The sequence below is a fragment of the Rahnella perminowiae genome (assembly GCF_019049755.1).
Lineage (GTDB): Bacteria > Pseudomonadota > Gammaproteobacteria > Enterobacterales > Enterobacteriaceae > Rahnella > Rahnella perminowiae.
Map to the genome: position 1 here is coordinate 1 of NZ_JAFMOS010000471.1, position 11,315 is coordinate 11,315.

Here is an 11,315-nt window from a genome sequence, read left to right on the forward strand (position 1 = left end):
ATCGGCGCCCCTCGCCTGCCTCTGCTCAAAAAAAATCTCGCAGAAATTACACAATCCATTAGTTTTCCTTTAGTATTCGCAACTTTTCTGTTTCCTGTAAAAAAATCGACACAAAAGGCATGCGTTTTCAGGGCGAAAATTTTTTATTGACGCTTTCCGAAGTTATGCCGATAAAGTTATTCTTATTCCGGTGAAACACTTTCAACCGGAAGAAACGCAGAGCGACGCAATGGAAAAAGCCCGATCACCTTTTTACCTGTCAGGGAGGATACCTGCCGGCCATTTGTTTAAGGCCGCGTATGGCTTTGCGCTACTGACGGTGCTTCTGATCGCGCCGTTAAAACCGGTTATCGCCGAAACCAGCGAGACGTCACCTGATGCCGCCGTCGCCCAGACCGTTAACGGAATCCTCAGTTATTCGCGCTGGCCTGACAAAACGGCCTCTTCTTCTTTAACGCTGTGCATCATTCCGCCAGTCAAATACGCCGCATTACTCACGCCCGATGGCAGCGCTTTTACCGGCAGGCCGCTCAAAGTGATGACGTTGCCTTTTGAGAGTCCGCTGCTGACGACGCAATGCGATGCGATTTATTCCGGCAGTACAACGACAGAGCAGCAAAACGATTTGCATCTGCGTCTGGAAGGCCACGCCATTTTGACCCTCAGTGAGCAGGACGATGCCTGCGCATTACTGAACGCATTTTGTCTGGTGATCACGCCCCTTCATACCGGATTCAAACTGAATCTGGACACGCTGTCCCGCAGCGGTGTGCGGGTTAATCCCGCCGTATTACAACTTGCCAGGGAAAAGGAGTAACTATGGAAAATCAAATTCCTGTTCCTGACAAAGAACAGCCGCGCCAGCGCCCGACGCTAAGCGCCGCACTGAACAGAATCCATATGATTGTGATTCTGACCGCGATTGGCCTTGCCGGTTTTTTACTGATTTTGCTGGCCCTGATCGCCCTGCGTTCGCATGCCGAAAATAATCTGCAACTGACCGCGCGTGCCATCAGCTACACCACCGAAGCTGCGCTGGTGTTTAACGACCCTGCTGCCGCGCATGATTCGCTGGAGTTCATCGCCAAAAGAGGCGATTTCACCCAGGCTAAAATTCTGACGCCTGCCGGAGCGACGTTCACCGAATGGCAAAGACCGGTAAACAGCAACTGGGACAAGCTCGGCCAGTTCGTCGGCCACCTGGCTTTCCCGGAACCCATCACGATGCCAGTGAATCATTCAGGTTCGCTCATCGGTACCGTCTGGCTCGCCGGTAACGGCGGCAGCCTGACGGGCTTCCTGCTGGAAACGGTGCTTAGCCTGATCGGCTGTCTGGTACTGACGGCACTGGTCGCGCTGTATTTTTCCCGCAGGATGCAAAAAGGCATTGTCGATGCCCTCGGTCACATTACGCGCGTCACTCATGACGTCACGGCCAACCGGTCGTTCAATTTGCGCGTACCTTCCGCGCCGATTGTCGAGCTACACACCCTGAGCCAGGACTTCAACAGCCTGCTGACTGAGCTGGAAGCCTGGGAAAACCATATGCGCAACGAGAACGTCTCACTGACCCAAAAAGCGTTGCATGACGGACTGACCGGTCTGCATAATCGCGCGTTTTTCATTGATACGCTCAACCAATGCTTTAACCCGATGCGCCCGGCGCTTTCACTGGCCTTGTTGTTTATTGATGTCGATAACTTTAAAGAGATCAATGACTCACTCGGTCATGCCGCCGGAGACCGCGTGCTGATGGTGATAGGCGAACGGATGGCGAAAACACTGCGTAAAGGCGATGTGCTGGCGCGTCTGGGCGGCGATGAATTTGCCATTTTGCTTGAACCGATGGTTTCCACCGCAGAGGCCGTGGCTTTTGCCGAACGGATTGTTGAAATCATGAAAACCCCCGTCATCCTGCTCAATAACAAGACGCTGGATGTTTCTCTCAGTATCGGTATTGCGCTGTCGCCTTCTCAGGCCACCAGCGCGAAAGAGTTACTGGATAAGGCCGATGAGGCCATGTACCGCTCGAAAAAAATTTCCGGCAATTGCTGGCATGTCTCTTCAGGTATGCCGCTTCCTGCCGTGATGAAAGACTAAAAGGAATTACTGAATATGAAGATCTGCAACACTTTCAAGACCTGGTGTCATTTCGCCGCTACGGGGCTGTGCATTTTGCTGCTGGTCGCCTGTCAGAGCAAACCGGCGGGATTAACGCCAGAACAAATCGCCGTACTGCAAAAAAATGGTTTCTCACAGACGGCAGATGGCTGGGAACTGGGGCTGGATGCCAAAGTGCTGTTTGGCAATAATCAGGCGACGCTTTCGCCAGAAAGTAAGCAGTCGGTAGAAAAACTGGCCGGTGAACTGCTGCATGTCGGCCTGAATAAAGTCAATCTCGACGGCCATACCGACAACTACGGTGACGCCGGTTACAATAACGATCTGTCACTGCATCGCGCCAACACGGTAGCCGCCGCCTTTGCCGATGCGGGAATGCCGCGTACCAATATCCATACCCGCGGATTAGGTCAGAGCCAGCCCGTTGCCAGCAATAAAACCCAGGCCGGACGCGCCCAGAACCGTCGCGTGTCTGTGATTATTGTGGTGTAAATAACACTGAATTGAGTAACAGACTGGTACGCCTCAACGCTGAGGCGTATTATTCCTTCATCCCCCTCTCACTATCCTATTGATTCTGGTGCAATAGCCCATCATTAGCTCATTTTCAGGACAGTTTTCAGCAATGGAAGATACATCATTAAAAGTATTGAAGGCCTGGCAGGAATATATCAAATACAGCGGCATGGAAAAAAGTAAAATCCCGGCTGACAACCTTCACGAATACCAGCAAGTATACCTTACTGACCGGAACGTTCGTGATGATGATGACGGAATACGCATTACACTTTCGTCTAATACCCTTGAGCTTCTGAAACAAAAATACATTAAGTATGATAAGAAAGGGAAAGTAGAGAGTACAACACCGGTACATTTCCTCTTCCCGATCATCCGCTACAGTGAATTCAGCAATAACAAACAAACCACGAAATACCTCCCTTTATTTTCCTTTCAGCTGAATCCTGAATTATTCATACAGGAAGGCCAGCAAACTGTTTTAATCCCGGTTAAGGATGGCACCCGTGTTTCTCCGCTGTTGTCCGCATTCAAAGAATTACTGGGATTTGATATCAGCGAACTGGGCGAAAATCGCCATATGATGAGCCTGATCAGCGCCCTGAATGAACAAAAATATAATTCATTCCTGGAGGCATTTGCGGGTCTGAAGATGTGGATTGAAGAGAAACTGGTTGGGACTAAATGGCGAAATGCCAGACTGGAAACGGGATTCAATGCCCTGATCTGCGAATTGCATAATGAAGACTTTAATACACAGCGCGACGGTAAAGATTTCACCTGTTTAACGTCCCGTAATGACCTGTCCGCCTTTCCTTTGCTGCAAAAATATTTATGTCAGCAGGATGAGCCACTCAATAATGAAGAAATAAATAAAGTAGTCACGTTGGGATTATTTGAAAAAAAATACCCTTTGGGGCGCGGGCAAATGCAGGCATTACAATCGGTTCAAAAAAACCTGCCCCTCGTGGCGGTTCAGGGCGCGCCGGGAACCGGTAAAACCACGTTATTCAAATCATTAATTGCGCAAAAAGTGGTTGAGCGCGCCCTGGCTATTATTGACGGCAATGATCGTAATCTGGGCATGCTCATCACCTCGACGGCCATTAAAGCGGTAGAAAATGTCATTGATGATTTACGCGATGATGATGTTGTAAAAGGTCTCGACTGGTTGTATTTCCAGGCCGGTTCAAAAGAAAAAGTCCAGTCTGAAGTCATGCGCATCGATAAGTTGTTAAAAACTTATGAGCAGCAATCTGCCGATGCCCGTGCGCGCGGATCCGCTGAACAGCGTCTGTGCCAGAACCGGGAAATGATTAACCATTGTTATACGCACTATCACACCAGGAAAAATGCGCTTCAGCAGGCCATCTCTGCGTGCGGCGACCCGACGACCCGGTTGCATGATCTCGACGCGATCCTGAAAAGTGAGCAGGACGCTTTTGTCCTGCAGGCGGAGTCTGTCGGGATCCCGGTCACTTCATTTAACGCTGTCCATCTCACCGCGGTTGCCCGTTTTCTTCATGATGAACAAAAGAATCATGCGCAGAAACTGGAAGCCTGGGAACAGGCCAATATCCGCGCCCGGTACTGGCTTTCAGTCTGGCCAGTCAGTTTTGATCTGACGGCACTCACCCGGTTTATGCAGGGAACCCTTCCGGATTTGCTCGAAGATATTTACGGTGATTATCCCCGTTCAGGCATCGCCGCTTTCCTGACGCGCTTTTTCTCCGGAAAACGAAATGCCCGACGCGAAAAAGCCCAGGCCATGAATCTCACGGAGTTCACGGCGTTAGGTCTCAATGATTTATCTCATCAGCAAATGGCCGATTTACTGCATTACAGTCGCGAACTGAGGAATAAAAAAGAGGATTTAGCCCACTTGCAGATATTGCAAGGCCCCGAACCGGAGGCTGACAGGATCCCGAAACTGAAAAGTCTGCATGAGCAACTGGGCCGTTTACAGGCTCTGGAACGTCATATTTTAGAGACCAAAGAGAGGGCGCGCGCCTTCGCACAAGATTATCCGGAAGGAGACTGGCCGGATATCCTGAGGTTGCGTTTTATCCGGCAACATCGCGCCATGTTTGAAGATGCCGTCGCATTCCTGTGGCAGGAGCAGTTAACCCGCAAAACCGAGCTCACAGAAATCCTGACCGTGTGGAGAGACTTATTAACCCGCACCCGTTCGCCCCATTACTTCACTTACAGAAATGCCCGTCAGGAAGAGTTTTATCGCCTGCTTTCACTGGCTTATCCGGTCATCGCCACGACATTAGCCTCAGCGTATAAACCGGCCGGTTATGAAAACCTCGGGGATTTCGAGAAAGTAAAACCTTACCATCTGACGTTATGTGATGAGGCGGGCATGGTGTCAGTCGAAACACTGGTTCCTCTGCTGAGCCGCAGTGAGCAGGCCATTATTGTGGGTGACCCCGCACAAATCGAGCCAATCAGAACCCTGTCGGAAGGGGTGCAAAATCAGCTACGGGAACAACACTTCGGCGATGACGACCTGCTTTATGATCGCATGTCACCGATGTTAGTCACCGCCTATCACCGTGCAGCGGGAACCTCCTCAGGCTCGGTCAATGACATAGGTAACGGCATCGTGCTTGATGAGCATCGGCGCTGCCAGCCACCGATTGCCGCCTTGTTTACTCAGCTTGCCGGTTATGAGGGCATTTCTGTGGAAACCGCACCGCCTTCTGAAGCGGTTGCCAGTGCCTTTGCGGCGATGGACAGTCACCATTTGATGTTTTACAGCGTGGAGGGCAAAAAGGGTCCCGGTGCAAATACCAATCTGGACGAGGTTGAAGCGATTGATGACCTGCTGACGAAGCTGGAAAGCGCCGGTTATGACCTGACGAAAGATGTCGGCATTATCACCCCTTACGCCAATCAGAAGAACCTGCTGATCCAAAAAATGGGCAACCGCCTGGGGCACTATGATTCCCTGCGAATTGGGTCGGTTCATCAATTCCAGGGAACCGGGTTTGAAGTCATCATTTATAGTCCGGTGATCCACTCGCCGCGAGACAATGACAAGTTCCAGAACAATAAGCCCAACCTGCTCAACGTCGCGGTTTCCCGGGCCAAACAACAATTTATTGTGGTGGGTAATTATGATCGTCTGATTGCGGCGGGCCGGTATCTGAAAACGCTGGCTGAAGTATGTGCTAATGATTTCATTCTTGAACTGGGAAGCCAGCACCCTAAGTTTAGCGAACTGAGCCAGAGCCCGGCGGTGGAAACCTATTACCGGGATTGTGAGCATATTGATGCTTTCCATGCCGCCACTCAACAATGTCAGCAGGAGTTGATTGTTGTGTCGCCCTGGCTTCGTTTTAACCGCGAAGGTGAAAATCCTCAGCTCAGTTTGTTAACTGCGGCGCGTCAGCGGGGAATCGATGTCAAAGTCTATTATGGTTACGATCATGCAAAATATGGTTTTGAGCGGGACGGTGATCCTCTGCTGATTGAGCAATATATTCAGTCCCTTGGCAGAGAAAACGTGATCCGGATAAACGAAGGCACTCACGAAAAACTGCTGCTGGTGGATAACCACTATGCGCTGGTGGGAAGCTGGAACTGGTTATCACACGGCTATCACCAGATTTGTCGCCTTCAGGGAAATCTCAGCCAAAACATTCGCAGAGAGGTCAGCGTTAAATTACGCGATCCGGCTTTTGTTCTGGCTCAGAAAGATTCTCTGCTTTGACCTTTTTACAATAACCCCACCATATGCAGCGCCGCCTTGCAGTTATCCGTTCTGCGCCAGGCGAGCGCGATTTGCGTCGTTAATGTCTGCCCTGCCAGGGGCAGACAGCGCACATTGGTTTCATCAATTTTACTCAGCGACGCCGGCACCAGCGCGTAACCAAAACCTGTCGCCACCATACTCAGCGCTGAGGTAATTTGCGGACATTGCTGCCCGTAGCGCGGCGAAAATCCCGCCTCTTTGCACGCCTGAGTCACGGCATCATAAAGCCCAGGCGATAAATCGCGGGGAAAGGTGATCAGCATATCGTGGCGCAGCGCCGCCAGCCGGACTTCTTTCCCCTGACTGAGCGGATGCTTCTTCGGTAGCGCCACCACCATTTCCTCGATATCCAGCACCTTAAAACTAAACTCCTTGCTGCGTTCACAAGGCAGACGAATAAACGCTGCATCCAGTGCGCCCTCGCCCATCGCGGTCATCAGCCCGGCCATATCTTTTTCCTGAGGCTCCAGCACCATGCCCGGATATTTGTCGCGAAAACGGTGCAGTAGTTCAAATACCTGCGGGTTGAAAGCCGTTGAAGTGGCAAAGCCGATGCGCAGCGTACCATTCAAGCCGCGCGCCACTGCACGGGTACGTTCAAAGGCAGCATCGGTCAGCTTGATAATGGTTTGTGCATCGTCGTACAGCACTTTTCCGGCTTCGGTCAGTTCGACGCCACGGGTAAGACGTTTGAGTAAAGGGGTTCCGATTTCATGTTCGAGCCGCTGAATTTGCTGGCTCAGAGGAGGCTGGGATATTCCCAGGAGTTCGGCAGCACGGGTGAAGTGGCCCGTCTCTGCTACCGCGACAAAATAGCGCAGATGACGAAGTTCCATATCAAAAACGTCTCAAAGTAAACACCTCCTCATATTGGAACTCAGAACGGAATGGCGTCAACCTTTAGTTAGCAAAGTTAACTATTCGAACGGAGTTCCTGCATGAAAAGCCATTCTGAGTCCTGTTCCTGCGTCGCCGATATTGCCCGCACGGCGACGGCGTTTAAACAGCAGCATCCTGACCGCGTGCTCTATCAGTCATCACTGATGAGCGCCTTGCTGAGCGGCGTCTATGAAGGCGATACCACAATGGCAGAGCTGTTGAAACACGGCGATTTTGGCCTCGGTACCTTTAATCGTCTCGACGGTGAACTGATTGCATTCAACAGCAATATCTTCCAGTTACGTGGCGACGGCAGCGCCCGGCGGGCAAAACCGGAACAAAAAACACCCTTCGCCGTCATGACATTCTTTAATCCTACGAATGAATACGTCATTGATCGCCCGCACAGCCGCGAACAAATTCACGCGGTTATCGACAACGCCGTTGCCAGTCAGAACACCTTTTGCGCATTGCGCATTGATGGCGAGTTCAGCCGCGTCGAGACCCGCACCGTGCCGGAACAACACCGCCCTTATAAACCGATGCTGGAAGCCATCGAAGCGCAGCCAACGTTTCATATCGAAAACAGCCAGGGTGTGCTAATTGGCTTTCTGACACCTGCGTATATGCAAGGCATTAACGTCGCGGGCTATCACGAACATTTCATCAATCAGACACGCAGCAGTGGCGGCCATGTACTGGATTATCAGGTGGAGTGCGGCGTGCTGACCTTCGGCACGGTCGAAAAGCTATTAATCGACTTCCCGCAGGACAGCGATTTCCTGCATGCCAACTTATGTCCTGACGATTTAAATGATGCGATTCAGTCCGTTGAAAGTTAACAGCCCGCAGACAGAAGGAACAAAACCATGAAAAATTCAGACAGCCAAAGCGAATGGAAATGCGGTGCAGATCTGGTCGTCGCACAGCTTGAAGCACAGGGCGTAAAACACATATTCGGTATTCCCGGCGCAAAAATCGACCGGGTATTCGATTCGCTGGTCGATTCCCCTATCAAAACGATTCCGGTACGCCACGAGGCCAATGCCGCCTTTATGGCCGGTGCCGTGGGCCGCCTGACCGGTAAAGCAGGCGTTGCACTGGTCACTTCCGGCCCCGGCTGCTCGAATCTGATCACAGGTGTGGCCACCGCAACCTCCGAAGGCGATCCGCTGGTGGCGCTTGGCGGTGCGGTGAAACGCGCCGATCATGTCAAACAGGTGCACCAGACCATGGACACCGTCGCGATGTTCCGTCCGGTCACCAAGTATTCCGCCGAAGTCACCTCGTCTTCCGCCCTGGCCGAAGTGCTGGCAAACGGTTTTCGCGCCGCCGAGTTCGGGCGTCCGGGCGCAGCATTTATCAGTCTGCCAATGGATATCGTCAACGAACCGGCCAGCGGTAAACTCCTGACCTCGCAACCGCCGGTGCTCGGCAGCGCACCGCACGACGCAATATTGCAGGTCGCGCAATTACTGAAACAGGCCAAAAATCCGGTGCTGCTGCTCGGCCTGATGGCCAGCCAGCCACGCAACGCTGAGGCGATCCGCCGTCTGCTGCATAAAAGCGATCTGCCGGTGACCAGCACCTATCAGGCGGCAGGCGTTATCGATCAGGCTTCGTTCCACCGCTTCGCCGGTCGCGTCGGCTTGTTCAACAATCAGGCCGGTGACCGCCTGCTGCGCAACGCGGATCTGGTCATCACCATCGGTTACAGTCCGGTCGAGTATGAACCGGCGCAATGGAGCAACGGCAACGCTGAACTGGTGCATATCGACGTGATACCCGCCGAAACCGACAGCGACTATCTGCCGGACGTCGAACTGGTGGGCGATATTGCCGACACGCTGGATCTGCTGACAGAACAGATTCAGCAACGCATCAACCTGAGCGCCTCTTCCGTCGCCATTCTCGAAGATCGCCGCCAGCAACGTGCACTGCTGGATCAAAAAGGCCGCAGCCTGAATCAGTTTGCGATCCATCCGCTGCGTCTGGTACGCGCGATGCAGGATATCGTCAACAGCGACGTCACGCTGTGCGTCGACATGGGGAGTTTCCATATCTGGATCGCCCGTTATCTTTACAGCTTCCGCGCGCGTCAGGTGCTGATTTCCAACGGCCAGCAAACCATGGGCGTCGCGCTGCCGTGGGCGATTGGCGCCGCGCTGGTCGACCCTGGTCGCAAAGTGGTGTCTGTTTCCGGCGACGGCGGATTTATGCAGTCAAGCATGGAACTGGAAACCGCCGTCCGCCTCGGCGTCAATCTGCTGCACATCATCTGGGTTGATGAGGCCTATAACATGGTGGCAATCCAGGAACAGAAAAAATACCAGCGCACCTCCGGTATCCAGTTCGGCCCGATTGATTTCAAAGCCTACGCCGACGCCTTCGGCGCCAAAGGTTTTGCCGTCACCTCCGCCGAAACCCTGGAAAGCACCCTGCGCGCCGCCATGGACGTACAAGGCCCCGCCGTCGTCGCCGTCCCGGTGGATTACAGTGATAACGCGTTATTGATGGGACAACTGGAGATGGGAAGGATTTTTTGAGGGGGGTTTATTCAGGAAAATGTCGTAGAAGAAAACTCAATACGATCTGAAGATGCATCATGAATCCAGGCATCAAACCCGGAGAGCATGAAATTGAGCATGTACGGGGGAAGGTTCCTGAGACTACATTCCCAGAATATTGCGACCCTGTAGTTTTTAGCTAACAGCTGGCTTATGCATTCTTTGTCTCTTTTCTTCGAAAGCATGATCTTGTTCAGCCAGAATTCCGGGCGTGTGGCGGGCAGTCGGAAATACTTACAGTTTTCGTGACCATGCCAGAAACAGCCATGCATAAAGATGACAACACCATACTCAGGTAGAACGAGATCAGGTGTTCCCGGCAGTTCTTTGACGTTCAGAAGAGGAGAATAGCCCCGCTTCCGGAGAAGATGCAGTAACTTCTTCTCCGGTTTAGTGCCGCGATTTTTAATCGCGGCCAAGTTTTTGCTGCGGGTTGCTTTGTTGTGGATGTCTGTCATGAGAATGAGAAGTAATGGTCAAAAACTAATAATAGACAGCTCTGATGATAAGAGGTTTGTACTACCCTACAAAAGTTATTATTTTAAATTACGAATTTTACTAGGCTTCACAGATAATTTAGCTGAAATATGCCTAGCACTATAAGATAGTGATGATAGTAATGGCGAGATGCATTTACTGATCTAAATCAAAAAATGAACTATCCACGCTGTGGTTTTAATTCAAAAGAAATAATTACAATCGAAATTATTCACTTAATAACAGATAACATTGTAAAACTAACTATTGCAGTTACTCTTTGACTTAAAGTATAAATTAGTTCATTTTTCAGTAATGACAAATTGATGAGCTTACTTACTCTATGGCTAAGGAATTATGCCTCCCTCCCAGCGCTTCTGCATTATCCGAGTCTCTGCGCGATCTTGGGTACTCACTAGAAACAGCAATAGCTGATGTAATTGATAACAGTATTTCTGCTAGCTCAACAGAAATAAGCATTTTTTGCTTTTTAGATTCTGCTGAACCCCAGATGGCCATCATTGATGATGGTTCAGGTATGACTTCTCAAGAACTTATTGGGGCCATGAAACACGGCTCTCGTAATCCAAAAGATTTACGTGGGGATAATGACTTAGGCAGGTTTGGACTCGGGCTAAAGACAGCATCATTTTCACAATGTCGCCAACTCACTGTATTGACTAGAAAAAATGATGATATTAGCGCAGCACAATGGGATCTCGATATAGTTGATGAAAGAGATGAATGGATTATAAATATTCTTGACGAAGAAGAAATATCAAACTTAGGGCTTAATGACTATTTAAAAAAAAATGGAACAATTGTGCTTTGGAGAAAATTAGATAGGCTTTTAGAAACTCTCCGCGGTGATGTAATAGAATCTTTGGTAAATGAAAAACTAGCCATTCTAGAAAAGCATTTATCGCTAGTCTTTCATAGATTTCTTACAGCTGATGAAGCCATCAAAACAAAGATAAAAATCAAAATAAATG

9 protein-coding genes are annotated in these 11,315 nt (G+C 50.7%); 7 read left to right on the top strand and 2 right to left on the bottom strand.

Features of this window, described 5'->3' with window-relative positions; all coding sequences use genetic code 11:
* Window positions 1-229: 229 nt before the first annotated feature.
* The 4 genes from yfiR to J1785_RS08675 all read left to right on the top strand — a co-directional run bounded on the left by yfiR (window position 230) and on the right by J1785_RS08675 (window position 6,358).
* Window positions 230-817, top strand: a complete 588-nt coding sequence (yfiR, locus tag J1785_RS08660) for a regulatory sequestration protein YfiR (RefSeq protein WP_238483146.1) — start codon at window positions 230-232, stop codon at window positions 815-817.
* A gap of 2 nt (window positions 818-819) precedes the next feature.
* The gene (gene dgcN, locus J1785_RS08665) at window positions 820-2,100 is read left to right on the top strand and encodes a diguanylate cyclase DgcN/YfiN (protein WP_129953299.1); all 1,281 of its coding nucleotides are present in this window, start codon (window positions 820-822) and stop codon (window positions 2,098-2,100) included.
* A gap of 15 nt (window positions 2,101-2,115) precedes the next feature.
* On the top strand, window positions 2,116-2,613 hold the full coding sequence (yfiB, locus tag J1785_RS08670; RefSeq protein ID WP_129953300.1) for an outer membrane lipoprotein YfiB: 498 nt from the start codon (window positions 2,116-2,118) through the stop codon (window positions 2,611-2,613).
* 133 nt (window positions 2,614-2,746) lie between these two features.
* Window positions 2,747-6,358, top strand: coding sequence for an AAA domain-containing protein (locus tag J1785_RS08675; protein ID WP_217219229.1), 3,612 nt, complete (start codon window positions 2,747-2,749; stop codon window positions 6,356-6,358).
* A 5-nt stretch (window positions 6,359-6,363) separates the two neighbouring features.
* Here the strand turns inward: J1785_RS08675 and J1785_RS08680 are convergent, their stop codons facing one another.
* On the bottom strand, window positions 6,364-7,236 hold the full coding sequence (locus J1785_RS08680) for a LysR family transcriptional regulator (protein WP_129953302.1): 873 nt from the start codon (window positions 7,234-7,236) through the stop codon (window positions 6,364-6,366).
* A gap of 102 nt (window positions 7,237-7,338) precedes the next feature.
* On the opposite strand from J1785_RS08680, the gene budA reads away from it, so the two are divergent.
* Both budA and alsS read left to right on the top strand, forming a co-directional pair.
* Entirely contained in the window at window positions 7,339-8,121 is a 783-nt protein-coding gene (budA, locus tag J1785_RS08685) for an acetolactate decarboxylase (protein WP_217219230.1), read from the top strand.
* A gap of 27 nt (window positions 8,122-8,148) precedes the next feature.
* Window positions 8,149-9,825, top strand: coding sequence for an acetolactate synthase AlsS (alsS, locus tag J1785_RS08690; RefSeq protein WP_129953304.1), 1,677 nt, complete (start codon window positions 8,149-8,151; stop codon window positions 9,823-9,825).
* Window positions 9,826-9,836: 11 nt separating this feature from the next.
* On the opposite strand, the gene J1785_RS08695 is transcribed toward alsS, so the two are convergent.
* A complete protein-coding gene (locus J1785_RS08695) occupies window positions 9,837-10,304 on the bottom strand; it encodes a very short patch repair endonuclease (RefSeq protein ID WP_274388852.1) in 468 nt (155 codons plus the stop codon).
* Between the two features lie 362 nt (window positions 10,305-10,666).
* Here J1785_RS08695 and J1785_RS08700 point away from each other — a divergent pair.
* The coding region (locus tag J1785_RS08700; RefSeq protein WP_217219232.1) for an ATP-binding protein at window positions 10,667-11,315 on the top strand (649 nt) is incomplete at its 3' end.

Bases quoted from the DNA above. Each gene is read 5' to 3' on its own strand.
- yfiR (WP_238483146.1), top strand. From the start codon at position 230: ATGGAAAAAGCCCGATCACCTTTTTACCTGTCAGGGAGGATACCTGCC.
- yfiB (WP_129953300.1), top strand. From the start codon at position 2,116: ATGAAGATCTGCAACACTTTCAAGACCTGGTGTCATTTCGCCGCTACG.
- alsS (WP_129953304.1), top strand. From the start codon at position 8,149: ATGAAAAATTCAGACAGCCAAAGCGAATGGAAATGCGGTGCAGATCTG.
- J1785_RS08695 (WP_274388852.1), bottom strand. From the start codon at position 10,304: ATGACAGACATCCACAACAAAGCAACCCGCAGCAAAAACTTGGCCGCG.
- budA (WP_217219230.1), top strand. From the start codon at position 7,339: ATGAAAAGCCATTCTGAGTCCTGTTCCTGCGTCGCCGATATTGCCCGC.
- dgcN (WP_129953299.1), top strand. From the start codon at position 820: ATGGAAAATCAAATTCCTGTTCCTGACAAAGAACAGCCGCGCCAGCGC.
- J1785_RS08675 (WP_217219229.1), top strand. From the start codon at position 2,747: ATGGAAGATACATCATTAAAAGTATTGAAGGCCTGGCAGGAATATATC.
- J1785_RS08680 (WP_129953302.1), bottom strand. From the start codon at position 7,236: ATGGAACTTCGTCATCTGCGCTATTTTGTCGCGGTAGCAGAGACGGGC.